Origin of the sequence: Burkholderia sp. R-40 (assembly GCF_049942845.1) — a bacterium.
Lineage (GTDB): Bacteria > Pseudomonadota > Gammaproteobacteria > Burkholderiales > Burkholderiaceae > Burkholderia > Burkholderia ambifaria.
The window spans coordinates 3145135-3170710 of the sequence record NZ_CP187967.1 but is presented as its reverse complement, the minus strand read 5'-3'; the positions used below and the strand labels follow the sequence as shown (position 1 = coordinate 3170710).

27 protein-coding genes are annotated in these 25576 nt (G+C 67.8%); 22 read left to right on the top strand and 5 right to left on the bottom strand.

Annotation, left to right across the window (positions count from 1 at the left end):
* The first annotated feature begins 48 nt into the window (after nt 1–48).
* From secB to ACP26O_RS14655, 3 genes are all read left to right on the top strand, one after another.
* The gene (gene secB / locus ACP26O_RS14665; RefSeq protein WP_006752068.1) at nt 49–540 is read left to right on the top strand and encodes a protein-export chaperone SecB; all 492 of its coding nucleotides are present in this window, start codon (nt 49–51) and stop codon (nt 538–540) included.
* 26 nt (nt 541–566) lie between these two features.
* A complete protein-coding gene (locus ACP26O_RS14660; protein WP_006752067.1) occupies nt 567–1565 on the top strand; it encodes an NAD(P)H-dependent glycerol-3-phosphate dehydrogenase in 999 nt (332 codons plus the stop codon).
* A gap of 106 nt (nt 1566–1671) precedes the next feature.
* On the top strand, nt 1672–2196 hold the full coding sequence (locus ACP26O_RS14655; RefSeq protein WP_175665619.1) for an O-acetyl-ADP-ribose deacetylase: 525 nt from the start codon (nt 1672–1674) through the stop codon (nt 2194–2196).
* Nucleotides 2197–2224: 28 nt separating this feature from the next.
* Here the strand turns inward: ACP26O_RS14655 and trmL are convergent, their stop codons facing one another.
* Together trmL and ACP26O_RS14645 are read right to left on the bottom strand one after the other, a co-directional pair.
* Nucleotides 2225–2695: a tRNA (uridine(34)/cytosine(34)/5-carboxymethylaminomethyluridine(34)-2'-O)-methyltransferase TrmL gene (gene trmL, locus ACP26O_RS14650; protein ID WP_006752065.1), complete on the bottom strand. Its 471-nt coding sequence runs from the start codon at nt 2693–2695 to the stop codon at nt 2225–2227.
* A 107-nt stretch (nt 2696–2802) separates the two neighbouring features.
* Nucleotides 2803–3615 (bottom strand): ComF family protein, encoded by an 813-nt coding sequence (locus tag ACP26O_RS14645; protein WP_175665618.1) that lies wholly within the window; start codon nt 3613–3615, stop codon nt 2803–2805.
* Between the two features lie 84 nt (nt 3616–3699).
* Here ACP26O_RS14645 and ACP26O_RS14640 point away from each other — a divergent pair, with 84 nt between their 5' ends.
* The 8 genes from ACP26O_RS14640 (at nt 3700) to ACP26O_RS14605 (ending at nt 10769) form a co-directional block, all read left to right on the top strand.
* Complete coding sequence (locus ACP26O_RS14640; protein ID WP_175665617.1) at nt 3700–4665, top strand: methyltransferase domain-containing protein; 966 nt, start codon at nt 3700–3702, stop codon at nt 4663–4665.
* Between the two features lie 195 nt (nt 4666–4860).
* Nucleotides 4861–5385: a DUF2244 domain-containing protein gene (locus tag ACP26O_RS14635; protein WP_011658003.1), complete on the top strand. Its 525-nt coding sequence runs from the start codon at nt 4861–4863 to the stop codon at nt 5383–5385.
* Between the two features lie 57 nt (nt 5386–5442).
* A complete protein-coding gene (gene coxB, locus ACP26O_RS14630) occupies nt 5443–7041 on the top strand; it encodes a cytochrome c oxidase subunit II (RefSeq protein WP_175665616.1) in 1599 nt (532 codons plus the stop codon).
* 43 nt (nt 7042–7084) lie between these two features.
* Nucleotides 7085–8692, top strand: a complete 1608-nt coding sequence (gene ctaD / locus ACP26O_RS14625; RefSeq protein WP_006752060.1) for a cytochrome c oxidase subunit I — start codon at nt 7085–7087, stop codon at nt 8690–8692.
* A 79-nt stretch (nt 8693–8771) separates the two neighbouring features.
* A complete protein-coding gene (locus tag ACP26O_RS14620) occupies nt 8772–8912 on the top strand; it encodes a cytochrome oxidase small assembly protein (RefSeq protein WP_006752059.1) in 141 nt (46 codons plus the stop codon).
* Between the two features lie 35 nt (nt 8913–8947).
* Nucleotides 8948–9556: a cytochrome c oxidase assembly protein gene (locus ACP26O_RS14615; RefSeq protein ID WP_006760729.1), complete on the top strand. Its 609-nt coding sequence runs from the start codon at nt 8948–8950 to the stop codon at nt 9554–9556.
* A gap of 16 nt (nt 9557–9572) precedes the next feature.
* Nucleotides 9573–9773 carry a DUF2970 domain-containing protein gene (locus ACP26O_RS14610; protein ID WP_006752057.1) on the top strand — a complete coding sequence of 67 codons (201 nt, stop codon included), beginning with the start codon at nt 9573–9575 and terminating at the stop codon, nt 9771–9773.
* 138 nt (nt 9774–9911) lie between these two features.
* A complete protein-coding gene (locus ACP26O_RS14605) occupies nt 9912–10769 on the top strand; it encodes a cytochrome c oxidase subunit 3 (protein WP_105832975.1) in 858 nt (285 codons plus the stop codon).
* A 175-nt stretch (nt 10770–10944) separates the two neighbouring features.
* Here the strand turns inward: ACP26O_RS14605 and ACP26O_RS14600 are convergent, their stop codons facing one another.
* Complete coding sequence (locus tag ACP26O_RS14600) at nt 10945–11154, bottom strand: twin transmembrane helix small protein (RefSeq protein WP_006752055.1); 210 nt, start codon at nt 11152–11154, stop codon at nt 10945–10947.
* Between the two features lie 84 nt (nt 11155–11238).
* Here ACP26O_RS14600 and ACP26O_RS14595 point away from each other — a divergent pair, with 84 nt between their 5' ends.
* Genes ACP26O_RS14595 through ACP26O_RS14575 form a run of 5 tightly spaced genes read left to right on the top strand, consistent with a single transcriptional unit; the run spans nt 11239 to nt 15321 of the window.
* Nucleotides 11239–11949: an SURF1 family protein gene (locus ACP26O_RS14595; RefSeq protein WP_244099033.1), complete on the top strand. Its 711-nt coding sequence runs from the start codon at nt 11239–11241 to the stop codon at nt 11947–11949.
* Between the two features lie 60 nt (nt 11950–12009).
* On the top strand, nt 12010–12636 hold the full coding sequence (locus ACP26O_RS14590; RefSeq protein ID WP_011658000.1) for an SCO family protein: 627 nt from the start codon (nt 12010–12012) through the stop codon (nt 12634–12636).
* Between the two features lie 25 nt (nt 12637–12661).
* Nucleotides 12662–13774: a COX15/CtaA family protein gene (locus ACP26O_RS14585; protein WP_138847120.1), complete on the top strand. Its 1113-nt coding sequence runs from the start codon at nt 12662–12664 to the stop codon at nt 13772–13774.
* 8 nt (nt 13775–13782) lie between these two features.
* Entirely contained in the window at nt 13783–14685 is a 903-nt protein-coding gene (gene cyoE, locus ACP26O_RS14580) for a heme o synthase (RefSeq protein WP_006752051.1), read from the top strand.
* A gap of 18 nt (nt 14686–14703) precedes the next feature.
* Complete coding sequence (locus tag ACP26O_RS14575; protein WP_105787167.1) at nt 14704–15321, top strand: SCO family protein; 618 nt, start codon at nt 14704–14706, stop codon at nt 15319–15321.
* 156 nt (nt 15322–15477) lie between these two features.
* Here the strand turns inward: ACP26O_RS14575 and ACP26O_RS14570 are convergent, their stop codons facing one another.
* The gene (locus ACP26O_RS14570) at nt 15478–15768 is read right to left on the bottom strand and encodes a YciI family protein (protein WP_105832978.1); all 291 of its coding nucleotides are present in this window, start codon (nt 15766–15768) and stop codon (nt 15478–15480) included.
* A gap of 208 nt (nt 15769–15976) precedes the next feature.
* On the opposite strand from ACP26O_RS14570, the gene ACP26O_RS14565 reads away from it, so the two are divergent.
* Together ACP26O_RS14565 and ACP26O_RS14560 are read left to right on the top strand one after the other, a co-directional pair.
* Entirely contained in the window at nt 15977–17542 is a 1566-nt protein-coding gene (locus ACP26O_RS14565) for a methyl-accepting chemotaxis protein (RefSeq protein WP_175665614.1), read from the top strand.
* 177 nt (nt 17543–17719) lie between these two features.
* Complete coding sequence (locus ACP26O_RS14560) at nt 17720–18535, top strand: MetQ/NlpA family ABC transporter substrate-binding protein (RefSeq protein WP_011657995.1); 816 nt, start codon at nt 17720–17722, stop codon at nt 18533–18535.
* A 117-nt stretch (nt 18536–18652) separates the two neighbouring features.
* Here ACP26O_RS14560 and ACP26O_RS14555 read toward each other — a convergent pair whose 3' ends face one another.
* Nucleotides 18653–18961, bottom strand: coding sequence for a VF_A0006 family four-cysteine protein (locus ACP26O_RS14555; protein ID WP_175665613.1), 309 nt, complete (start codon nt 18959–18961; stop codon nt 18653–18655).
* Between the two features lie 204 nt (nt 18962–19165).
* On the opposite strand from ACP26O_RS14555, the gene imuA reads away from it, so the two are divergent.
* The 4 genes from imuA (at nt 19166) to ACP26O_RS14535 (ending at nt 25565) form a co-directional block, all read left to right on the top strand.
* Entirely contained in the window at nt 19166–19873 is a 708-nt protein-coding gene (imuA, locus tag ACP26O_RS14550; RefSeq protein ID WP_105832982.1) for a translesion DNA synthesis-associated protein ImuA, read from the top strand.
* On the top strand, nt 19806–21293 hold the full coding sequence (locus ACP26O_RS14545) for a Y-family DNA polymerase (RefSeq protein ID WP_175665612.1): 1488 nt from the start codon (nt 19806–19808) through the stop codon (nt 21291–21293). The genes imuA and ACP26O_RS14545 overlap by 68 nt, the downstream gene beginning before the upstream one ends.
* Nucleotides 21294–21299: 6 nt before the next feature.
* Entirely contained in the window at nt 21300–24515 is a 3216-nt protein-coding gene (locus tag ACP26O_RS14540; protein WP_175665611.1) for an error-prone DNA polymerase, read from the top strand.
* 315 nt (nt 24516–24830) lie between these two features.
* Nucleotides 24831–25565: a GntR family transcriptional regulator gene (locus ACP26O_RS14535; protein ID WP_011657990.1), complete on the top strand. Its 735-nt coding sequence runs from the start codon at nt 24831–24833 to the stop codon at nt 25563–25565.
* Nucleotides 25566–25576: the final 11 nt, after the last annotated feature.

The following is a 25576-nucleotide window of genomic DNA, read 5'->3' as shown; positions in this document are numbered from 1 at the left end:
GGCCGGCGTGAAGCCGGGCCGCCCCGTCACCACTTTTAGGGAAACACCATGTCCGACGTCGAAAATCAACCGTTCTTCAACATCCAGCGCGTCTACCTGAAGGATATGTCGCTCGAGCAGCCGAATTCGCCGGCGATCTTCCTCGAGCAGGACATGCCGTCGGTTGAAGTCGAAGTCGACGTGAAGGCCGAGCGCCTGGCGGAAAGCGTGTTCGAAGTCGTCGTGTCGGGCACCGTCACCGCGAAGGTGAAGGACAAGGTCGCGTTCCTGATCGAAGCGAAGCAGGCCGGCATTTTCGACATTCGCAACATTCCCGACGAACAGCTCGACCCGCTCGTCGGCATCGCTTGCCCGACGATCCTGTTCCCGTACCTGCGCTCGAACATCGCCGACGCGATCACGCGTGCGGGCTTCCCGCCGATCCACCTGGCGGAAATCAACTTCCAGGCGCTGTACGAGCAGCGTCTCGCGCAGCTTCAGCAGCAGGCCGGCGCAGCAGGTGCGCCGAACGGCGCGCCGAATGGCACGACGCTGAACTGACGTTTCACTCCGGACCGGTGCTGGGTATGAAAGTAGCCGTTCTCGGCGCCGGTGCCTGGGGCACCGCGCTCGCGGGCCATCTGGCCGCGCGGCACGATACGCTTCTCTGGGCGCGCGACGCCGCGCTGATCGCCGGGCTGCAGGCCCGGCATGAAAATTCCCGCTATCTGGACGGCATCGCGCTGCCCGATGCGCTGCGCTACGACGCCGATCTCGGCGCCGCGCTCGCGCACGGCGCCGCGGACGACGCGCTGTGCGTGATCGCCGCGCCGGTGGCCGGCCTGCGCACGCTGTTCGGCGCGATGCGCGACGCGGGCTGCGTGCCCGCGCATGTCGTCTGGGTCTGCAAGGGTTTCGAGGCCGATACGCATCTGCTGCCGCATCAGGTGATCGCGGCCGAACTGCCGGGGCAGCACAGCAATGGCGTGCTGTCGGGGCCGAGCTTCGCCCGCGAGGTCGGGCTTGCGCTGCCCGTCGCGCTGACGGTCGCGAGCACGTCCGCCGAATGCCGCGAGCGCACGCTCGCCGCGTTCCATCACGGCGCGATGCGGATCTACACGGGTGACGACGTGGTCGGCGTCGAGGTCGGCGGCGCGGTGAAGAACGTGCTGGCGATCGCGACGGGCATCGCCGACGGGCTCGGGCTCGGGCTGAACGCGCGCGCCGCGCTGGTCACGCGCGGCCTCGCGGAAATGTCGCGCCTCGGCGTCGCGCTCGGGGGCCGCGCGGAAACCTTCACGGGCCTCACGGGCCTCGGCGACCTGATCCTCACCGCGACGGGCGACCTGTCGCGCAATCGCACGGTCGGCCTGCAACTGGCGGCCGGCCGCTCGCTGAACGACATCCTCGGTGCGCTCGGCCACGTGGCCGAAGGCGTGCGCTGCGCGCAGGCCGTGCTCGCGCTCGCGCGCGCGCAATCGATCGAAATGCCGATCACCGAAGCCGTGTGCGGCGTGCTGTTCGACGGCGTCGCACCGCGCGATGCGGTCAGCGGCCTGCTGCGGCGCGACGCGCGCGCCGAATAACAGCGACGAAACCTACCGATTTCTTGCGGCCGCGCGCGCTCGCGCAAAGCGGGCGGCGCCAAAGCGCACTACGCTTGAACAGTCTCCGGCATTTCGGGAGGGTGTCATGCTTCGGATCGGTTCCACCACGCTCGACGCGCAACGCGTCGACATCACGACGCTCGACGTCGACGCGATCGTCAACGCCGCGAACGGTTCGCTGCTCGGCGGCGGCGGTGTCGACGGCGCGATTCATCGCGCGGCCGGCCCGGGCCTGCTGGCCGAGTGCCGCACGCTCGGTGGCTGCGCGACCGGCGACGCGAAGCTCACGCGCGGCCACGGGCTGCCGGCGCGGTACGTGATTCATGCGGTCGGCCCGGTGTGGCACGGCGGTGGGCGCGGCGAGCCCGACCTGCTCGCCGCGTGCTACCGGCGCGCGATCGAGCTCGCCGAGGAGGTTGCGGCGACATCGATCGCATTCCCGGCGATCAGCTGCGGCATATACCGCTATCCGGCCGAGGAGGCCGTCGACATCGCGGTCGGCACGGTCGTCGACATGCTGCCGCAGGCGCCGAACCTCGCACGCGTGGTGTTCGCGTGTTTTTCATCCGACATCTACGACCTGTATCGCGCGCGGCTCGCGCGCAGCTAGCGCAGCCGGGCGGGTGGGGCTGGGCGTGTCACGCGCCGCCTTCGAAGCCGGCCTGGCGCCACGCCTCGAACACGACCACCGCCACCGTGTTCGACAGGTTCAGGCTGCGATTGCCCGGCCGCATCGGCAGGCGCACGCGTTGTTCGTTCGGGAAGCGCTCGAGCACGTCGGCCGGCAGGCCGCGCGTTTCCGAGCCGAACACGAACCAGTCGCCCGGCACGAACGCGTGGTCGTGAAAGCGGCCCGAACCGCGGGTCGTGAACGCGAACATGCGCGCGGGATCGGGCGCTTCGGCCGCGACGAATGCGTCCCAGTCGCGGTGCACGCGCATTTCCGCGTACTCGTGATAGTCGAGGCCCGCGCGGCGCATCTTCGCGTCGTCGAGCGGAAAGCCGAGCGGCTCGATCAGGTGCAGGCGCGCGCCGGTGTTGGCGCACAGGCGGATCACGTTGCCGGTGTTCGGCGGAATTTCGGGTGCGACGAGGATGACGTTGAACATGGTTGGGTCTGGCTGGGCCGGCCGGGGCGGCGCAACGTGCACGCGATCCCTGCCGGCCGGTTCGTGATGGCCGTCGCCGCGTGCGGGCGGCCGGCCTCTCTATCTAATTAATCCCTGGCGGTGCGCAGCGCAACCAGATTCGTCACGCGCGCGGCGCCCGCCGCCGTCAATGCCTGCGCGGCGGCCGCGAGCGTCGCGCCGGACGTCATCACGTCGTCGACGAGCGCCACGTGGCGGCCGGCGAGATCGTCCGTCACCGCGAACGCGGCGATCACGTTGTCGCGCCGCGCGCGCCGGTCGAGCCGCGACTGCGGCGCGGTTTCGGTCACGCGCGCGAGCAGTGCCGCGTCGGCGCGCACGCCGAGCCGGCGCGCGAGCGGACGCGCGATCGCCCACGCCTGGTTGTAGCCGCGCGCGACGAGCCGTCCGTGCGACAGCGGCACCGGCGCGATCACGTCGAAGCCGCCCGCCGTGCGCAGCGCGTCCGTGTCGTCGATCCGCTGCGCGAGCCGGGCCGCGAATTCGGCGCCGAGCGCGAGCCGCGCATGAAACTTCAGCCCGCGCGCGAGCCCGTCGAGCGGCGCGCGGTAATCGGCGAGCGCGAGCGTCGCGTCGAACGGCGGCGGGCTCGCGCGGCATGCATCGCACCGGTAGGCGAACGAAGCCGCGACGCCGGCATGCCGACCCCGCGATCCGTGCGGACGCGGCCGCCCGCTGCCGAGCGGCACCGCGCAGACGTCGCAGCGCAGTCGCGCTTCATTCCAGTACGCGGCATCGCAGGCGCTGCAAATCACGGCGTGTGACAAATTGCCGCACAGCGCGCACCGATTCGGCAACGCGAGCGCGACGACGCGCACGGCGAGCGCGCGAACCTGCGACAAAACGACGCGCATCTGGCGCGGGGCGAAACGGCGATCCATTCGCGAAGACTCCTGGGGGCCCCGTCTCGCTGAAGGCCGCGAGGCGAGCGAGTATACTTCGGGCTCTTCGCCAGTGTGCCCGACATGTCCCCAGCTTCGACTTCAACAGGCCGTCCGGCCAATGACGCCCGGCGTTTGCGGCGGATCTTCGATCGCCGTGCGGCCGCGTTCGACGCGGTCGCGTTCCTGCCGCGCGAGATCGCGCAGCGGATGAACGAGCGCCTCGAATACATCAAGGTGAGCCCCGCGGCCGTGCTCGATGCCGGCTGCGGCGCGGGCGACGACCTGCCGGCGCTGCGCGCGCGCTTTCCCGAAGCCCCGGTGTTCGGCGTCGACCTGTCCGGCGCGATGCTCGCGCGGGCGGGGCAGCGCGAGGTCGAGCAGACGAGCTGGCGCCGCTGGCTGCCCGCGTCGCTCGGCCGGGCACTGGGCCAGCGCGGCCCGCGCGTCGCGCACGCCGACTTCTCGATGCTGCCGTTCGCGGCCGGCGCGTTCGACCTGATCTGGTCGAATCTCGCGCTGCACTGGCATTCGCGTCCCGACACGGTGTTCCCCGAATGGCAACGCGTGCTGCGCGTGAACGGCCTGCTGATGTTCAGCACGCTCGGCCCCGACACGTTGCGCGAATTGCGCGCGGCCTGCGCGGACGCCGAAGCGGCGCTCGGCATCGCGCCGCCCGCGGCGCGCGTGATCGATTTCGTCGACATGCACGACCTCGGCGACATGCTCGTCGAGAGCGGCTTCGAGATTCCGGTGATGGACCAGGAAGTGCTCACCGTCACGTACAAGACACCCGATTCCATGCTGGCCGACGTGCGCCGCTGGGGCGCCTATCCGTTCGAGCGCGCGGCGCCGCAGCGCGCGACGCGGCGCTTTCGCGCGGCGCTCGGCGACGCGCTGGAAGCGCGCCGGCGCGCGGACGGCACGATTCCGCTTACGTTCGAGGTGATCTACGGCCACGCGTGGAAGGCCGTGCCGCGCACGACTGCCGAGGGGCACGGGATCGTGCGCATCGAAGATATCGGCAAGGGGCGTCCGAAGAATCGGTAAAGCGGTAAAGAGGGGTTTTGTTATGTCCGAAATTAGCGGTGCAAAGCGGGGTCGAATTGACGCGAAAAACGGCCGGAAAGCTTGTGGCGCTTGGCTCGCGGGCCGATAGCCGCTTGCTTGTGGATGCCATTGAACCCGCCTATAATGCGTCAGCTTGTCGTCCCGGGGTCCCCGCAATACGGGGCGACGAGTCCGATGCAGGCATGCATCGCATGCCATTCGCGTGAGGCGGCGATGGGAGCAGCGAGGGGTTTGGCGGAGACGACGAACGGTGAACCGGTCCTCGCAGACTGGCTCATGAAACGCAATTGTTCGGTGTCGCCGCGCCAGTTCGTGCTGTTTTACGCGTCGCTCGCGAGCTTCTCGCTGGTGATCGCGGCATTGCTGATGTGGCGTGGGGCCTGGCTCGTCATGCCCTTCACCGGAATCGAATTGCTGGCGGTCGGCGTCGCGTTTGCGATCTATGCCCGTCATGCGGTCGATTACGAGCGCATCAGGCTGTTTCCGCACCGGCTCGTGATCGAGCGGATGGATGCGGAGCGGTTCACGCAGATCGAATTCAACCCGCGCTGGGTGCGGGTCGAGCCGGGTGCGACGCCACGCGATCCGATTCGACTGGTATCGCGCGGGCAGACCGTCGTAATCGGGCAGCATCTCGCGCAGCACAAGCGTGCGCAGTTCGCCGACGAACTGCGCGTGTCGCTCAGGCGCTGCGGCTGACGAGGCGCGGGCACCGGCCGGAACAGGCCGGCGGCTTGCGACGGGGGAGGGGTTTGAATGGAAATTTTGGGTAAGGATGCTATGAAAACAATCAAGCGAGCCCTCACGGGCGTGCTGGCATGCAGCGGATTGCTCTTTGCCGGCGCTGCTCTGGCGGTCGGTGATAGCCCGGGCGGCCCCCGCGTCAACGAGATCAACTTTCAGCCGCCGGTCACGAAGATCGCCGAGGAGCTCTACGATCTCCACACGATGATGCTGATCCTGTGTACGGTGATCTTCGTCGGCGTGTTCGGCGTGATGTTCTATTCGATCTTCGCGCACCGCAAATCCAAAGGCCACAAGGCCGCCAATTTCCATGAAAGCACGACCGTCGAGATCATCTGGACGATCGTGCCGTTCGTCATCGTCGTGCTGATGGCGCTGCCGGCCACGAAGGCCGTCGTCGCGATGAAGGACACGACCAACGCCGATCTCACGATCAAGGTCACCGGCTACCAGTGGAAGTGGGGCTACGACTACGTGAAGGGCCCGGGCGAGGGCATCGGCTTCCTGTCGACGCTCAGCACGCCGCGTGACGAAGTGATGGGCAAGAAGCCGATCACCGAGACCTACCTGCAGGAAGTCGACAACCCGCTCGTCGTGCCGGTCAACAAGAAGATCCGCATCATCACGACCGCGAACGACGTCGTTCACTCGTGGTACGTGCCCGCATTCGGCGTGAAGCAGGATGCGATCCCCGGCTTCGTGCGCGATACGTGGTTCAAGGCCGACAAGGTCGGCACGTTCCGCGGCTTCTGTACCGAGCTGTGCGGCAAGGAACACGCGTTCATGCCGGTCGTGGTCGTTGTGCTGTCGGACGACGACTACGCGAAGTGGGTCACCGCGCAGAAGGCCAAGCTGGCCGGCGCCGCGGTCGATCCGAACAAGGTCTACACGATGGCCGAACTCGTCGCGCACGGCGAGGAAGTCTACAAGGCGAACTGCGCGGCCTGCCACCAGGTGAGCGGCAAGGGCCTCGGCGCATTCCCGGCGATGGACGGCAGCCCGATCGTGAACGGCCCGATCGCCGGCCACGTCGAGCGCGTGCTGCACGGCAAGGGCGCGATGCCGTCGTGGGCGTCGCTGTCGGACCTCGACATCGCATCGGTCGTCACGTACGAGCGCAACTCGTGGGGCAACCACAAGAACGATCTGCTGCAGCCGAAGCAAGTGGCTGACGCGCGCAACGGCAAGATGCCGGAAGACACGGCGGGCGCCGCGGCACCGGCCGAAGCGGCCTCGGCACCGGCGCAAGCCGCGTCGGGCGCGGCCGAGCAGTCGGCGGCGGCAGCGCCGGCATCGACCGCGCTGTCGACGGTCTACTTCGAAACGGGCAAGAGCGTGCTGCCGGCCGACGCGAAGGCGGCGATCGCCGCAGCGGCCGACTATGCGAAGGCACATCCGGACGCGAAGCTCGCGCTGTCGGGTTTCACCGACAAGACGGGCTCGGCCGACGCGAACGCCGAACTCGCCAAGCATCGTGCACAGGTCGTGCGCGACGCGCTGAAGGCAGCAGGCGTGGCGGAAGACCACATTATTCTCAAAAAGCCGGAAACGATCACGGGCGGGGCTGACGCGAAGGAAGCCCGGCGAGTCGAGATCGGGCCGGCGGCTTGACGTGTCGCTGAGTTAGTCGACGTATTCGCATTAGGAGATTCTCATGTCTAGCATCGGGCACGACGTAGTCGCGGACCACGCGCACGACGACCACGCGCACGAAACACCGCATGGCTGGCGGCGCTGGTTGTTCGCCACCAACCACAAGGACATCGGTACGCTGTACCTGCTGTTCTCGTTCATCATGTTCCTGTCGGGCGGCGTGATGGCCCTCGGCATCCGTGCCGAGCTGTTCGAGCCGGGCCTGCAGATCATGCGTCCGGAGTTCTTCAACGAACTCACGACGATGCACGGCCTGATCATGGTGTTCGGCGCGATCATGCCGGCGTTCGTCGGCTTCGCGAACTGGATGATTCCGCTGCAGATCGGCGCGTCCGACATGGCATTCGCGCGGATGAACAACTTCAGCTTCTGGCTGCTGCCGGTCGCGGCCGTGCTGCTGGTCGGTTCGTTCTTCGCGCCGGGCGGCGCGACGGCCGCCGGCTGGACGCTGTACGCACCGCTGTCGACGCAGATGGGCCCGGGCATGGACTTCGCGATCTTCGCGGTCCACATCATGGGCGCGTCGTCGATCATGGGCGGGATCAACATCGTCGTGACGATCCTGAACATGCGCGCACCGGGCATGACGCTGATGAAGATGCCGATGTTCGCATGGACGTGGCTGATCACGGCGTACCTGCTGATCGCCGTGATGCCGGTTCTGGCAGGCGCGATCACGATGGTGCTGTTCGACCGTCACTTCGGCACGTCGTTCTTCAACGCGGCAGGCGGCGGCGACCCGGTGATGTACCAGCACATCTTCTGGTTCTTCGGCCACCCCGAGGTGTACATCATGATTCTGCCGGCGTTCGGGATCGTGTCGCAGGTGATCCCGGCGTTCGCACGCAAGACGCTGTTCGGCTATAGCTCGATGGTGTACGCGACGGCTTCGATCGCGATCCTGTCGTTCATGGTCTGGGCGCACCACATGTTCGCGACGGGCATGCCGGTCACCGGCCAGCTGTTCTTCATGTACGCGACGATGCTGATCGCGGTGCCGACGGGCGTGAAGGTGTTCAACTGGCTCGCGACGATGTGGCGCGGCTCGATGACCTTCGAAACCCCGATGCTGTTCGCGATCGGCTTCCTGTTCGTGTTCACGTTCGGCGGCCTGACGGGCCTGATGCTGGCCATGGCGCCGCTCGACATCCAGTACCACGGCACCTACTTCGTGGTGGCGCACTTCCACTACGTGCTGGTGGCCGGGTCACTGTTCGCGCTGTTCTCGGGCTGGTACTACTGGGCGCCGAAGTGGACGGGCTGGATGTACAACGAGACGCGCGGCAAGATCCACTTCTGGGCGTCGATGATCTTCTTCAACCTGACGTTCTTCCCGATGCACTTCGTCGGTCTCGCGGGCATGCCGCGCCGCTATGCGGACTACCCGGCGCAGTTCACGGACTTCAACCAGGTGGCGACGATCGGCGCATTCGGCTTCGGCCTCGCGCAGGTGTACTTCCTGTTCGCGGTCGCGCTGCCGGCCTACCGTGGTGGCGGCGAGCTGGAAAAGGCGTCGGACAAGCCGTGGGATGGCGCGACGGGCCTCGAATGGACGGTGCCGAGCCCGGCTCCGTTCCACACGTTCGAGCAACCGCCGCACGTCGAATAAGTTTCACCCGGCGTTCCGCCGCTGCCTGCCGCGCAGGCAGGCGCGGCGGGCGCGGAATCGAGTTTCAGCGAAGTTTCAGATGAACCGGAATCCACAAGAAAGACGAACGCCCGAGCAGATTCGCGCGGGCAACAAGCGGCTCGGCCTCACCCTGCTCGTCATCGCCGCCGTTTTTTTCGTGGGTGTCGTGATCAAGCAGTGGTGGCTGTCCACCCACTGATGCAGTAACTGACGCAGTAGCGAGGAAGTCGTCGTATGTCGAAGCCGGAAGAGGGCGCAGCCGATCGCGCGTTCAATCGTTCGATGCTGGTGAAGCTCTTCGTCGTGGCCGGACTAATGTTCGGCTTCGGCTTCGCGCTGATTCCGATGTATCGCGCGATTTGCCAGATCACCGGCATCAACAACCTGGTGCAGCGGGATGTCAGCGAGCGCGAGGCGAAGAACTCGCAGGTCGACTATGGCCGCACGGTGTCGGTCGAGTTCGATGCGAATGCGCGCGGCCCGCTCGGTTTCAAGCCGGAGCACAACAGCCTCGACGTGCATCCGGGCGAACTGACGACGATCGTCTACGACGTGACCAACGGGCAGGGCCGGCCGGTGGTGGCGCAGGCGATTCCGAGCTACGCGCCGAAGCAGGCGACGGAGTTCTTCAAGAAGATCGAGTGTTTTTGCTTCACGCAGCAGACGCTGGCCGCGAACGAGTCGCGCAAGATGCCGGTGGTGTTCGTGATCGATCCGAAACTGCCGAAGGACGTGAAGACGATCACGCTGTCGTACACGTTCTTCGAACTGAATACGCCGGCCGAGCCGGCGCCGGCACCGCGCAAGACGGCGGCGCAGGGCGCGGCGAAACCGGACGCATGACGAGGGAGACGGGGCGATGACGGAGACCAAGCGGAGCGGGTCGTTCGGCCAGGCGGTGCGCGCGGTGTTGTGGTCGTTCTTCGGGGTGCGCAAGCGGCGCGACCTGGAGGCCGATGCGACGCAGCTCAATCCGCTGCATGTGCTGATCGTCGCGTTGATCGCGGCCGGCGTGTTCATCGGCGTGCTGATCCTGATCGTGCGTGCGGTCGTGGGCTGAGGCCCGCGGCCACGAAAGAATGCAGTGCGTGGCGCCCGGGCGCCGCGTGCGGGAAAGAGCGGCGGCGGTCGCGCCGCGCAAGAAATACAGCCGGAGCGGTTTCCGGTACATAAATTGGACTGAAGTGGAGAATCAAGCATGAGCGGTCAAAACCAGACCCCGTACTATTTCGTGCCGCATCCATCGCAGCATCCGATCAGCGCGGCCGTCGGCCTGCTGGTCATGCTCGGATCGGTGGCGCTGTGGATCAACGGTCACGACTGGGCGCCGTACACGGCGCTGCTCGGCCTGCTGTGGTTGCTCTTCACGCTGTATCACTGGTTCGGCGACGCGATCGCCGAGTCGGAAGGCGGTCATTACGGCAAGAACGTCGACAAGTCGTACCGCTGGAGCATGAGCTGGTTCATCTTCTCGGAAGTCATGTTCTTCGGCGCGTTCTTCGGCGCGCTGTTCTATGCGCGTGAAATCGCGTTGCACCAGCTCGGCAGCCTCGACTACAAGCTGATCTGGCCGGATTTCTCCGCCGTGTGGCCGAACGAAGGCCCCGCCGCGCTCGCCGGTCACTTCAAGACGATGGGCCCGTGGCCGATCCCGACGCTGAACACCGCGTTCCTGCTGTCGTCGGGCGTGACGCTGACGATCTCGCACCACGCGCTGCGCGACAATTACCGCAAGAAGGCGATCGCCTGGCTGGCCGCGACGCTCGCGCTCGGTATCTGCTTCCTGTTCCTGCAGGGCTTCGAGTACTACCACGCGTACAACGAACTGAACCTGACGCTGAACTCGGGCGTGTACGGCTCGACGTTCTTCCTGCTGACGGGTTTCCACGGCTTCCACGTGTTCCTCGGCGGCACGATGCTCGCGGTGGTGCTGGTGCGGATGATCCGCGGCCACTTCAAGCCGGATCACCACTTCGCATTCGAAGGCGCCGCGTGGTACTGGCACTTCGTCGACGTCGTCTGGCTCGGCCTGTACGTCGTCGTCTACTGGCTGTAAATGGAACAACGGCCCGCGCAGCGATGCGCGGGCCGTTTTCATTGGCGAAGGCGACGCAGCGGCCGGCTGCTTGCGCTCGACGCCCCCGGCGCCGCCGCGACTCAGTCAGGCGGCGCTTTTGCTTGGTGGCGCCGCCATGCGGCGAAATGTCACGGCAGCCGCCGTGGCGAATGCATCAACGCCCGATCGGCAGTCCGGTCGAATGGATCCAGCCCATCCAGTTCGCGAACAGGATGAACAGGAACAGCGACACCGACAGCCCGACGCGGGTGGCCAGCGACCAGACCATGCGCTTCGTATGGCCGCGGTCGTGCATCATGAAGTAGAGCGCCGAGCCCATGCTGGCGATGATGAGGACGAAGGCGATGGGAACGAGGATGTGCATGACACGAACCGGACGACGGCAATTCGAAAGGAAGAGGATAATTATCGCACTTCGCTTTCGCGAATGCGCCCGGCGGGCAGCCCGATGAAGATCCGCTGGCTGCCTGCGCTGCTGATTCTCGTCGTCGTCGCGATCACGATCCGCCTCGGGTTCTGGCAGCGCGACCGCGCGCACCAGAAGGAAGCGCTGCAGGCGAGCGTCGTGCGCTACGAGCACGCGGCGCCCGTCGACGTCGGTGCGCAGCCGATTCCGCTCGCGTCGATCGAGTTCCACCGCGTGCGGGCGCGCGGCCGCTTCATGCCGGAGCAGGCGGTGTTCCTCGACAATCGGCCGTATAACGACCAGCCGGGTTTTTACGTCGTGATGCCGTTTAAACTCTCGGGCGGCGGCGTCGTGCTGGTGAACCGCGGCTGGCTGCCGCGCAACATTGCCGATCGCACGGCGATCGAGCCGTTCGCGACGCCCGACGGCGACATCGAGATCGAAGGCATCGCGCGCGCCGACGCGTCGCGTGCGTTCGAGCTCGGCGAAGGCGGCTCGGCCGCGCACCAGAAGATCCGGCAGAACCTGGACGTCGCCGCGTATGCGAAGGAAACGGGGCTGCCGCTGCAGCCGTTCGTGATCCAGCAGACGAGCGACGACGGCGACAAGCTCGTGCGCGACTGGCCGGCGGCGACGACCGGCGTCGAGCGCAATTACGGTTACATGTTTCAGTGGTGGGCCATGGCGGCCGCCGCGCTCGGCTTCGGCCTGTACGCCGCGCGGCGTGCGGCGAAGAAGTCGGCCGGCGCGTGAGCGCCATGCCCGGACGCGGCGGCGGCGCCGCGGGTTCGTTTCGAGAGGTCTGATTTGTCCATGCAATCTTCCCGTCAGGGTCCGGCCGCGACGCCGGTTTCGCCGGCGGCCCGCAAGCGCGGCCGCTGGATGCTCGTGCTGCTCGGGCTCGTGTGTGCGGCGCCGATACTCGCGTCGTACTTCACCTATTACGTGATCAAGCCGAAGGGCGGCTCGACCAACTACGGCACGCTGATCGAGCCGCAGCGGCCGATCCCGGCCGACCTGCAGGTCACCGACGAAACCGGCAAGACGGTGCCGCTGTCGTCGCTGCGCGGCGTGTGGCTGTTCGTGATGACCGACCGCAGCGCGTGCGACGACGCATGTGCGCAAAAGCTCTATTTCATGCGCCAGATCCGCGTCACGCAGGCGGGCGAGCGACACCGGCTCACGATGGTGTGGCTGCGCAGCGATGCGGGCGCGGTGCCGCCGAAGGTGCTGGAAGCCTATCCGGACACGCGCCGGCTGGTCGCCGATCCGGCCGCGGTCGCCGCCTGGCTGCCGGCCGACGCCGGCACGAAGGACAGCGACCACCTCTACATGGTCGATCCGAACGGTAACCTGATGATGCGGTTCCCGAAGAACCCGAACCCCAGCAAGATCAAGGCGGACGTCACGAAGCTGCTGAAGTGGTCGAGCATCGGCTAAGGCGAGACAACGAGGCAACCATTCGATGTCGTATCTACTGCAACTCGGCCTGATCGGCTTGTGCATCGCGCTGCTGCCGCTGTCGTACGTGTGGGTGAAGGCCGACGACGACAAGTTCCGCAAGCTGGTGTGGATCACCACGTTCCTGACGCTCGACCTGGTGATGTTCGGCGGCTTCACGCGGCTGACCGATTCGGGGCTCGGCTGCCCGGACTGGCCCGGCTGCTATGGCACGTCGTCGCCGTTCATCGCGCACGCCGCGATCACGGCCGCGCACCAGGCGATGCCGACCGGCCCCGTCAGCATGACGAAGGCGTGGATCGAGATGATCCACCGCTATTTCGCGATGGCGATCGGCGTGCTGATCATCGCGCAGGTGGTGATCGCATGGTCGGCGCGGCTGCGCCGCCGCCCGCTGCACGTGTCGCCGTGGTGGCCGACGAGCCTGCTGCTGCTGATCGTCGTGCAGGGCGTGTTCGGCGCGTGGACGGTCACGATGAAGCTGCAGCCGGTGATCGTCACGACCCACCTGCTGCTCGGTCTCGCGCTGCTCGGCACGCTCGGCTGGCTCGCGGCGCGGCAGACGCCGCTGCCGTCGCATGATCCGGAGGCCGGCCGCTACCGCGCGGCCGCGCTCGCGGCGCTGGTGCTGCTGGTCGTGCAGATCGCGCTCGGCGGCTGGGTGAGCACCAACTACGCGGTGCTCGCGTGTACCGACTTCCCGACCTGCAACGGCCAGTGGCTGCCGTCGATGAACTTCGGCCAGGGCTTCCATCTGTGGCGCGCGCTCGGGATGACGAAGGACGGCGACGCGATCACGCAGGACGCGCTGGTCGCGATCCACTGGACCCACCGCACGTTCGCGTTCGTCGTCGTCGCGTATCTGGTCGCGTTCGCGCTGAAGATGCGCCGCTTCGAGTCGCTGCGGCGGCCCGCGAACGGCGTGCTGCTGGTCGTCGTGCTGCAGTTCCTGACGGGCCTCACCAATATCGTGCTGCAGTGGCCGCTGCCGGTCGCCGTCGCGCACAACGGCGGCGCCGCGATCCTGCTGCTGCTCGTCGTCATGTTAAACTTTCGCATCCTTTCAAGCCGCCCCGGCCGTGTCGTGCAGCCCGCGCGCGACGCCGCCCCGGCGTGACCGTCCCCATGCAAAGCACCCTCTCCCAATCGCCCGGTAGCCGGTTTTCGCAGTACATGGCGCTGACGAAGCCGCGTGTCACGCAGCTCGCGGTGTTCTGCGCGGTGATCGGCATGTTCCTCGCGACGCCGGGCATGGTGCCGTGGCATGTGCTGATCGGCGGCACCATCGGCATCTGGCTGCTGGCCGGCGCCGCGTTCGCGATCAACTGCCTGGTCGAGCAGAAAATCGACGCGATGATGCGCCGCACCGCGTGGCGTCCGTCCGCGCGCGGCGAGATCACGACCCCGCAGATCCTGCTGTTCTCGGCCGTGCTCGGCAGCGTCGGCGCCTGGACCCTCTATACGTTCACCAACCCGCTGACGATGTGGCTGACGATCGCGACGTTCGTCGGCTACGCGGTGGTCTATACGCTGCTGCTCAAGCCGATGACGCCGCAGAACATCGTGATCGGCGGTGCGTCGGGCGCGATGCCGCCGGCGCTCGGCTGGGCCGCGGTCACCGGCGCGGTGCCCGGCGACGCATGGATCCTCGTGCTGATCATCTTCGTGTGGACGCCGCCGCATTTCTGGGTGCTCGCGCTCTATCGCCGCAAGGACTACGAAAACGCGGGCCTGCCGATGCTGCCGGTCACGCACGGCGAGAAATTCACGCGGCTGCACATCCTGCTGTACACGGTGATCCTGTTCGCGGTCACGCTGATGCCGTTCATCTCCGGGATGAGCGGCGTCGTCTACCTGGCGAGCGCGGTGCTGCTCGGCGCGGTGTTCCTCGCGTATGCGTGGAAGATCTACCGCGATTATTCGGACGAACTCGCCCGCAAGGCTTTCCGCTACTCGATCGTCTACCTGTCGCTGCTGTTCGCCGCGCTGCTCGTCGATCACTATGCGCGCCCGCTGCTCGGCGTGTAACCGCACGGTTTGAACGCAATGCTCCATTCACGGTTCGGGCGCCGCGCGCGCCAAGGCTGGATGCTCGCCTGCGCATTCGCGGCAGCCACGCTGCTCGCGGGCTGCGACAACGCGCCGAAATTCCAGAATCTCGACATCACCGGCAACACGCAGTTCGGCAGCGATTTCTCGCTGCCCGACACGACCGGCAAGGTGCGCACGCTCGCCGATTTCAAAGGCCGTGCCGTCGTGATGTTCTTCGGTTATACGCACTGTCCGGACGTATGTCCGACGACGATGGCCGAGCTGTCCGAGGCGCTGAAGCAGCTCGGGCCCGACGCGGCGAAGCGCGTGCAGGTGTTGTTCGTCACCGTCGATCCGGAGCGCGACACGCCCGCGCTGCTCGGCCAGTACGTGCCCGCGTTCGATCCGTCGTTCATTGGCCTGCGGCCGGCCGACGAAGCGCAGCTCAAGAAGGTCACGAAGGATTTCCGCGTGTACTACGCGAAGGTGCCCGGCAAGACGCCCGGCAGCTACACGATGGATCACACCGCCGCGAGCTACGTGTTCGATCGCGACGGCAAGCTGCGCCTGTTCGTGCGCGACGGCCAGGGCCCGGGCCCGTGGGTCCACGACCTGAAACTGCTGGTCGACTGAGCGGCGCGCGCCGCATCGGCCGGGCGCCCGCCCGGCGACACGCGTGACGGCCGCGATACGCCGTCACGCATGCCTCCCTCTTTCCCTCGATCTGCATTCACCGCCTCGCGCTGCCGCGGCGGCGTGCTTGCGCACGTGCAGCGGCGCTCGCGCGCGTTACGGCAGCGCCGGCACGTTGAAACCCTGCGCGGCACGCGTGATCTTGAATTCGGTCACCCGATACGTCGCGAGCCCTTCGGTCACGAACGGGTCGGTGTCGAGGATCGCGTCCAGTTCGTCGCGATCGATGCGGGCCGCGAGGATCACGCCGCCTTCGCGCGGCACCTTCGGCCCCGCCGCGATGAAGATGCCGCGCTCGAACAGCGGCTGCAGATACGCGCGGTGGCGCTCGAGCGCATCGTCGATGTGTTCGAGCGACGCGTGGTAATGGATGTCGATGACGTACATGGATGGCCCCGGAATGTCGCCGGCGCGTGTCGCGCCGGCCCGCCGGTCTTTTTAGCACAGCGGCCGCTGCGTGTCGTGCCGGCCGTCATGCGCCGGCCGCGTGTATTCAAGTTGTAAGTCTCGCTGCCGTAAATACGGGGGCAACCGTTTGCGCGCGACCGGCCGTTCGCGCGCATCGCGGCATCGACTTCGACGACGAGGCACGCAGATGAGCAGAATGAGTTTGAACCGCAAGCTGTGGCTCGCGCTTGCGCTGGTATGGGTCGGGCTACTCGGCGTCGGCGCATGGAGCGCGTACGAGACGCGCGCGACGATGCTCGCCGAACGCAAGGCAGGCATCGCCAACCTGGTCGAATCGGCGGCCGGCATCGTCAACGCCTATCACGCGCTCGCGCAGAGCGGCACGCTGCCCGAGGCCGACGCGAAGCGCGACGCGCTCGCGAGCCTGGCGGCGATGCGCTACGGCGAGTCGGGCTACGTGTTCGTGATGGATTCGAAACCCGTCGTGCTGATGCATCCGACGCTGCCGAAGCTGGTCGGCACGCAGGTCGGCGACTATCTCGATCCGGACGGCAAGCCGCTGTTCGTCACGATCCTGAACGCCGCGAAGGCGACCGGCAGCGGCTTCGCCGAATATCGCGGGCGGCTGCCGCACAGCGAGACCGCGGTGCCGAAGATCAGCTACGTCACGCGCTTCGCGCCGTGGGACTGGAACATCTCGAGCGGCGTATTCCTGAAGGATATCGATACCGTCTACTACCGGACGCTGTTCGGTCACCTCGCGGTCGTGCTGGTGATCGGCTTCGTGATCAGCGCGGCGATGCTCGTGATCATCCGCAACGTGCGGGGCAGCCTCGGCGGCGAGCCCGATGAAGCGGCCGCGCTGGCGAGTCGCATCGCGCAGGGCGACCTGACGCGGCCGGTGCCGGTGCGCGCGGGCGACAGCACGAGCATGATGGCGGCGATGCGCGACATGCAGGCGCGCCTTCAGGCGACGATCGGCGGGATCCGTCAGTCGGCCGAGTCGATCGCGTCGGCGAGCCGCGAGATCGCGTCCGGCAACGACGACCTGTCTCAGCGCACCGAGGAGCAGGCCGCGTCGCTGGAAGAAACGGCCGCGAGCATGGAGCAGCTGACCGCGACGGTGAAGCAGAACGCCGACAACGCGCGGCAGGCGAGCGGGCTCGCGAACAACGCATCGGAGATCGCGCGGGCGGGCAACGACGTCGTGAATCGCGTGATCGGCACGATGGGCGAGATCGACGACAGCTCGCGCAAGATCGCCGACATCATCGGCGTGATCGAGGGCATCGCATTCCAGACCAACATCCTCGCGCTGAACGCGGCGGTCGAGGCCGCGCGCGCCGGCGAGCAGGGGCGCGGCTTCGCGGTGGTCGCGGGCGAGGTCCGTTCGCTCGCGCAGCGCAGCGCGACGGCCGCGAAGGAGATCCGCGAACTGATCGTCGCTTCGGTCGAGCGCGTGCGCAACGGCTCGACGCTGGTCGGCCAGGCCGGCACGACGATGGGCGAGATCCTGCAGGCGGTCGCGCGCGTGACCGACATCATGGGCGAGATCGCGGCCGCGTCCGAAGAGCAGGCGAGCGGCATCACGCAGGTCGGGCGCGCGGTCACGCAGATGGACCAGGTCACGCAGCAGAACGCGGCGCTGGTCGAAGAGGCCGCCGCGGCCGCGGCGTCGCTTCAGGAGCAGGCCGGGCGGCTGAGCGGTGCAATCGGCGCATTCCGGGTCGCCGAGGCCGGCGGCCTTCGCTGAAATGCAACTAACGGCCGAGTCGCCCGCACGCCGCGGGGCACTGCCGCGGTGCATACCCATATGAGCGGGATGTATTTCACTTCCGGCCGATCCTGTGACACCATTTGCCCCTTCCTGCGAGTCCGGGCATACCCGTATCGCGCCCCCATTTTCAGTTAGCAAGAAAGCGAGAAACAGATGAAGCGTCGCAGTCTCCTGAAGGTATTTTCCGTGCTGGCCACCGGTGCCGCGCTGACGCTGTCGGCAGGCGCGCACGCCGAAGACAAGGTGATCAAGGTCGGCACGGTGGCCGGTCCGGATTCCGAAGTGTGGCAGGTCGTGCAGAAGGTCGCGAAGGAGAAGCAAGGCCTGAACGTGAAGGTCGTCGAGTTCAACGACTACGTGCAGCCGAACGCGGCGCTCGATTCGGGTGACCTCGACGCGAACAGCTTCCAGCACCAGCCCTACCTCGACAGCCAGGTGAAGCAGCGCGGCTACAAGCTTGTCACCGCGGGCCTGACCTACATCTCGCCGATCGGCGTGTACTCGAAGAAGTTCAAGTCGCTGAAGGACCTGCCGCAAGGCGCGAAGCTCGCGGTGCCGAACGATCCGTCGAACGAGAACCGCGCGCTGCTGCTGCTGCAGACGCAAGGCGTGATCAAGCTGAAGGCGGGCGCCGGCACGGGCGGCAACAACGCGACGGTGCTCGACATCGCCGAGAACCCGAAGAAGCTGAAGATCTCCGAGCTCGACGCCGCGCAACTGCCGCGCGTGCTGTCGGACGTCGACGCGGCCGTGATCAACACGAACTACGCGCTCGCCGCCAACCTGCAGCCGACCAAGGACGCGATCGCGCTCGAATCGCTGACGAGCCCGTACGCGAACGTGATCGCCGTGCGCGCGAAGGACAAGGATCAGCCGTGGGTGAAGAAGCTGGTCAAGGCGTACCAGTCGCCGGAAGTGCGGGAATTCATCAAGAAGCAGTTCAAGGGCTCGATGGTCGCGTCGTTCTGAACGCCGCACCGCGGTCGGACCGCTGAAATCTGAAACGAAAGGGCCTGTCTCGCACAGGCCCTTTTTCATTGGCGTGGCCGCTGGACGGCCACCCGGCGCCAGGCGGTCAGCGCGTGCTCACATCTCGCCGCGCCGCGAGCAGATCGACATGATCTGCTGGATCGCGTAGTTGTCGCGCACGCCCGGCAGCGACTGCACGACGCACTCGTGAAAGCGCCGCTCGCGCGGCAGCAGCATCGCGTTGTTGCGGTACAGCGCATCGCACGAGCGCTGGATCAGTTGGGCCGCCGCGCCGTTACGGCTTTCGCGCAGCGCATTGAGCATGCAGTCGTCGTACTGCGCGTAGTCGTCGCCCAGCGCGAATACCGCGCCCGGCAGCACCAGCGCGACGGCCGCGCACGCGATCGCACGGATCGCCCGTTTCATGTGCCCTCCGATAGTGGGGATGGGGTCGGCGGACAGCATAGCGTAAAGCCGCAAGAGCGGTTGACGCGTTGCGCCGATACCGTGCGCGGACCGCCGTCGGATTCCGCTGTTTTTCTTCTGACGAAAATACCGGTTTCGTACCAGTACTGTGCGACGCGAGCGCATTACCATATACTGTATATCCATACAGTTGTGGGTGGCGTCATGCTCGCATCCTCCATTTCTCCCGAATCCCTTCATCCATCGCTCTGGCGCGGCTCGCAGCTTGCGCGCGGCGGTCCGCGCACGATCGACACGGGCTTCGCGCCGCTGTCCGCCGAACTGCCGGGCGGCGGCTGGCCGGTCGGCGGGCTCGTCGAACTGCTGGCCGCGCAGCCGGGCTGCGGCGAGATGCGGCTGCTCGCGCCGGCGCTCGCGCGTACCGTCAGCGCACGGCGTCCGCTCGCGCTCGTCGCGCCGCCGCAGTCGCCGCATGCGAGCGCGCTGGCCGGTCTCGGCGTGCCGTCCGATGCGCTGCTGTGGCTGCGCGCCGGCAGTCGCACCGATGCGTTGTGGGCCGCCGAGCAGGCGCTCAAGACGGGCTGCTGCGGTGCGCTGCTGCTCTGGCAGGACGCGCGGCCCGACGCGCTGCGGCGTCTGCATCTCGCGGCCGCGCGCACCGGCGACACGCTGTTCGTGATGCTGCGCCCGCTGGCGGCCGCGCGGCAGCCGTCGCCGGCCGTGCTGCGCGTCGCGCTGCATCCGGTGCCGGGCGGTGTGTCGCTCGATATCGTCAAGCGTCGGGGGCCCGCGCGCAGCGAGCCGCTCACGCTCGATTTGCCATCGCCCATCGTGGAGAGCCGCTATGCGCGTCTTGCTCGGCATCCATCTGCCGCGCCTGCCGCTCGACGTGTGCGCCCCGCCGCCGTCTGACGCGGAGGCCGGTGCGGCCGGCTGCGCGGTGCTCGAGCAGGGTGTCGTGCTGATCGCCGATGCGGCCGCGCGCCGGCAGGGCGTGCGCGCGGGCATGAAGCGCGGCGGCGTGCTGACGCTCGCGCCCGACACGCGGCTCGTCGAACGCGATCCCGCCCGCGAGGCCGATGCGCTGCGCGCGGTCGCGCTCGCGTTGCTGCGCTTCTCGCCGTGCGTCGCGCTCGACGACGAAGCGACGCTGCTCGTCGACGTCGGCCCGAGCCTGCGCCTGTTCGGCGGCCTGCCGTCGCTGTGCCGCCAGGTGCGCGCGACGCTCGCGGCGCTCGGCTATGCGGCGCGCCTGTCCGCCGCGCCGACCGGGCGCGGCGCGTGGCTGCTCGCGCGCACGTCGGCGCGTGCGCGTATCCGACGCCGCGTGGCCGGGCCGGCTTCGCTCGTCCGCGCGCTCGATCGTTTGCCGTGCGTGCTGCTGCCCGACGCGCGCCCGTATGCGGGCTGGTTCGACGGCCTCGGCTGCCGCACGCTCGCCGATCTGCGCCGCCTGCCGCGCGCGGGGCTGCAGCGCCGCTGCGGTCCCGCGCTGCTCGCCGCGCTCGATCGCGCGTACGGCGATGCGGTCGAGCCGCTCGCGTGGATGGCCGTGCCGCCTGTGTTCGACGTGCGGCTCGAATTGGCGGAACGCGTCGAATACGCGGAAGCCGTGCTGTTCGTCGCGCGGCGGCTCGTCGTGCAGCTTTGCGGCTGGCTGGCCGCGCGGCAGCTGTCGCTGGCCGCGATGACGTTCGAGCTCGAGCACGAGCGCGGCCGCCAGGCCGTGCCGCCGACGCCGCTCGAACTCGCGTTCGCCGCGCCCGTGCGCGACGAAGCGCACTTCATGCGGCTGCTCGGCGAGCGGCTCGCGCGCGTCGAGTTGCCGGCCGCGGTGATCGCGGTGCGGCTCACGGCCACGCGCGTCGAATCTGTCGCGCCGCCGGCCGACGATCTCTTTCCCGAGCCGGGCGGCACGAAAGAGACGCGTGCGCGGCTGTTCGAACTGCTGGTCGCGCGGCTCGGCACGGAGAACGTGCTGCGCGCGGCACCCGTTGCCGATCACCGGCCCGAAGCGGCGAACCGCTGGCTGCCGCTCGATGCGCAGGCGGCCAAGCCGGCCGGCGGCCTGCCGGCTGCGCCGCCGCGTCCCGCGTGGCTGCTGGCCGAGCCGCAGCCGCTGCTGATGCGCGCGAACCGGCCGGTGTTCCATACGCCGCTCAGGATGATGTCGTCGCCCGAGCGGATCGAGGCCGGGTGGTTCGACGGTCAGCTCGTGGCGCGCGATTACTACGTCGCGCAGGACGAGGCCGGCGCGTGCTACTGGGTCTTTCAGGAACGGTTGAGCAGCCAGGCGGATCCGCACTGGTTCCTGCACGGCCTGTTCGGGTGAGCGGCGATGGTTGCGGAATTCAGTTGGCTGCCCGATTACGCGGAGTTGTTCTGTCGTTCGAACTTCTCGTTCCTGCATGGCGCGTCGCATGCGGAGGAACTGGTCGAGCGCGCCGCCGAGCTCGGCTATCGCGGGATCGCGATCACCGACGAATGCTCGCTCGCCGGCGCGCCGCGCATGCACGTCGCGGCGAAGGCGCAAGGGCTGCCGCTGATCGTCGGTTCGTTCTTCGAAGTAACGCCCGATGAAGTCGCCCCCGGCCACGATCCGGGCCCCGGCGCGTTCGGGCTCGTGCTGCTCGCGCAGAACCGCGAGGGCTACGGCAACCTGTCAGAGCTGATCTCGTGGCGGCGCATGGCGTCGCCGAAGGGCACGTACCGGCTGACGTCGAGGATGCTGTCGGCGCCGCCCGCGGAGTTCGCCCACTTGCGCGGCATGCCCGACTGCTTCGCGATTCTCGTCCCCACGTATCCCGTGCGCGCGGACGTACTCGATGCGCAGGTCGCCTGGTTTCGCGCGACGTTCGGCGCGCGGGCGCGACTCGGGCTCGTGCAGCTGCAGCGCCCGCTCGACGGCGCGCAGCGCGAGGAGATTCGCGCGGCCGGCGAGCGGCGCGGCGTGCGCATTGTCGCGCTCGGCGACGTGACGATGCATCGGCGCTCCTGCAAGCCGCTGCAGGACGTGATGACGGCGATCCGCGTCGGGATGCCGGTTTCCGAGTGCGGGTATGCGCTCGCGCCGAATGCGGAACAGCATCTGCGCGCGCGTGGGCGAATCGCGAAGCTGTTTTCGCCGGAGGAGCTCGACGAGACCTGCGCGATTCTCGATGCGTGCGATTTCAAGCTCGACTCGCTTCAGTACGAGTATCCCGACGAGATCGTGCCGAAAGGGCTCACGCCGACGCGCCATCTGGAGCAGGAAACCTTCGCGGGGGCCGCCGCGCGTTATCCGCAGGGCATTCCGGAGAAAGTCGAGAGGCAGATCCGCTATGAACTCGACCTGATCGCGCGGCTGAGCTACGAGCCGTTCTTCCTGACCGTCTACGACATCGTCAAATACGCGCGCAGCCAGAACATCCTGTGCCAGGGCCGCGGTTCGGCGGCGAACTCGGTCGTGTGTTATTGCCTCGGCATCACCGAGGTGAATCCCGAGCAGAGCACGATGCTGTTCGAGCGCTTCATCAGCGAGGAGCGCGGCGAGCCGCCCGACATCGACGTCGACTTCGAGCATCAGCGCCGGGAAGAGGTGATCCAGCACATCTACGAAAAATACGGACACGATCGCGCCGCGCTCGCGGCGGCCGTCTCGACGTATCGCCCGCGCGGCGTGCTGCGCGAAACCGGCAAGGCGCTCGGTGTCGATCCAATGCTGGTCGATCGCGTCGCGAAGGCGCATCGCTGGTTCGACGGCAGCCGCGACCTGCTGCAGCAATTCGCGTCGACCGGGCTCGACCCCGCCACGCCGATCATTCGCGCGTGGGCCGAGCTGGCCGGTCGATTGCTGAACTTTCCGCGTCACTTGTCGCAGCACTCTGGCGGCTTCGTGATCAGCCGCGGCAAGCTCACGCGGCTCGTGCCGGTCGAGAACGCGGCGATGGACGGGCGGCGCGTGATCCAGTGGGACAAGGACGATCTCGAGGCGCTCGGGCTGATGAAGGTGGACGTGCTCGCGCTCGGCATGCTGTCGGCGCTGCATCGCGCCTTCGACCTGCGCACCGCGTGGCGCGGGTCGCAGGACGACGGCCAGCCGTTCACGCTGAAGCACATTCCGCAGGATGACGAAGCAACCTACGACATGATCTGTCGCGCCGATACGGTCGGCGTGTTCCAGATCGAATCGCGCGCGCAGATGTCGATGCTGCCGCGCCTGAAGCCGCGCAACTATTACGATCTGGTGGTCGAGGTGTCGATCGTGCGGCCGGGGCCGATCCAGGGCGGTGCCGTGCATCCGTACCTGAAGCGGCGCAGGATCCAGGCGGGCGAAGAGGAAGGGGAGATCACCTATCCGAGCGATGCGCTCAGGGTCGTGCTCGAACGCACGCTCGGCGTTCCGATCTTCCAGGAACAGGTGATGCAGATCGCGATCGTCGCAGCCGGTTTCACGCCCGGCGAGGCCGACCGGTTACGTCGTGCGATGGCGGCCTGGAAGCGCAGGGGCGATCTCGGCCCGTATCACGACAAGATCGTCGACGGCATGCTCGAACGCGGCTACACGCGCGAATTCGCCGAACAGATCTTCGAGCAGATCAAAGGCTTCGGCGAATACGGTTTCCCCGAAAGCCACGCAGCCAGCTTCGCGAAACTCGCCTATGCCAGCAGCTGGCTCAAATGCCACGAACCGGCGATCTTCCTCGCCGCGCTGCTGAACAGCCAGCCGATGGGGTTCTATCCACCGTCGCAGCTCGTGCAGGACGCGAAGCGTCACGGCGTGCAGGTCCTGCCGATCGACGTCACGCTCAGCAACTGGGAAGCGTCGCTCGAAGCGCTGCCCGATCAGCCGCCGCCGCACGGCCAGCCCGCCGTGCGGCTCGGCCTGTCGCTCGTGCGCGGCCTGGGCGAAGCCGCCGCGCGCCGGATCGAAGCGGCGCGCGCGGCCGGCCCGTTCGACAACGTCGACGTGCTGGCCCGCCGTGCGCAACTCGAACGCCGCGATCTCGAGGCGCTTGCCGCCGCGAACGCGCTCGCGACGCTCGCCGGCCATCGTCGCGATGCGTTGTGGCAGGCGGTCGCCGCGGCTCCCGAGCGCGACCTGCTCGCGGCCGCGCCGATCGACGAACCGGAGAAACCCGCGCTCGGCGCACCGTCGGAAGCCGACGACATCCTCGCCGACTACGACACCACCGGCCTCACGCTGAACCGTCATCCCGTCGCACTGCTGCGGCCCGCGTTGCGCGCGCAGCGGCTGTCGTCCGCGGCCGAGCTGCGCGATCGCGCCGACGGCCGGCTCGCGCGCGCGTGCGGCATCGTGACGGCCCGCCAGATGCCGGGCACCGCGAAAGGCGTGATGTTCATGACGCTCGAGGACGAAACGGGGTGCGTGAACGTGATCGTGCGGCCCGAACTGCTTGCGCGGCAGCGCCGCGAAACACTCGATTCGCGGCTGCTCGCGGTGTCGGGCGTGTGGCAGGTCGTCAGCGACGTGAGGCACCTCGTCGCGCAGCATTTCGAGGATCTGACGCCGCTGCTCGGCGGCCTGCGCACGTCGAGCCGCGAATTCCATTGATGCCCGCGGGCGCCGTGCCGCCAGCCTCGCGCGATGCATACCAGTCGGCTCAACTGGTTCTATCCGCGCCTCATATTCGCCGCCAAAAACCGGCCGAATCGCGCCCCGGAACTGTCCCCTTGCATACCAATCCGGGTAAATCCCTATCCCGCATTGCGTTGTAAACAAAGGCTTTCCCGCTACTAAAACGCTTGCCGGGCAAGGCTTCCGGCGATTTCCGCCGCGCTAATACCAGTTCGTTGACTGGTATTATGGTGGTTATATAATGCGTTCACTTTCGACGGTCCGAGATCGTCGTCCGACACCCGGAGGCACATGGAAACCGGCTGGTCCGAACTGGCGCCCGATCCCCTCGACGACACGCCGCTGTATCTGCAGCTCGCCCGCAACCTGGCGAGCGCGATTCACGCCGGCGCGTGGCGGGCCGGGGAGGCACTGCCGTCGGAGCGGCTGCTGTCGGGGTCGGTCGGCGTATCGCGGATCACGGCCCGCCGTGCGCTCGCGCTGCTGGTCGAGCAGGGGTTGATCAAGCGGGCGCGCGGCGCGGGCAGCTTCATCACGCCGCGTGTCGCCGATCCGCTGTCGCGTCTCGTCGGCTTCACCGCGAAGATGCAGCAGCGCGGTTTCGTTCCGGATTCGGTGTGGCTGTCGCGCACGCTGCGCGCCGCGAGCCGCGACGAGATCACGCATCTCGGCCTCGCGCCCGGCGCGACGGTCGCGCGGCTCGAACGGCTGCGCCGCGCGGACGGCATCGTGATGGCCGTCGAGCATTCGACGCTGCCGGCCGCGGTGGTGCCCGATCCGCAGGCGCTCGGCGCGTCGCTGTACGAATACCTCGACGCGCGCGGGATGACCGTGGTGCGCGCGCTGCAGCACTTTCGCGCGGCGAACGCGACGCACGAGATCGCGAAGTGGATGGCGGTGAAGCCGGGCTCGGCGCTGCTGGTCATCACGCGCATCGGCTACGGCGTCGACCAGCGCGCGATCGAAGTGACCGAAACGTATTGCCGCGACGACTATTACGACTTCGTCGCCGAACTGAAACGCTGACGCGCGAGACT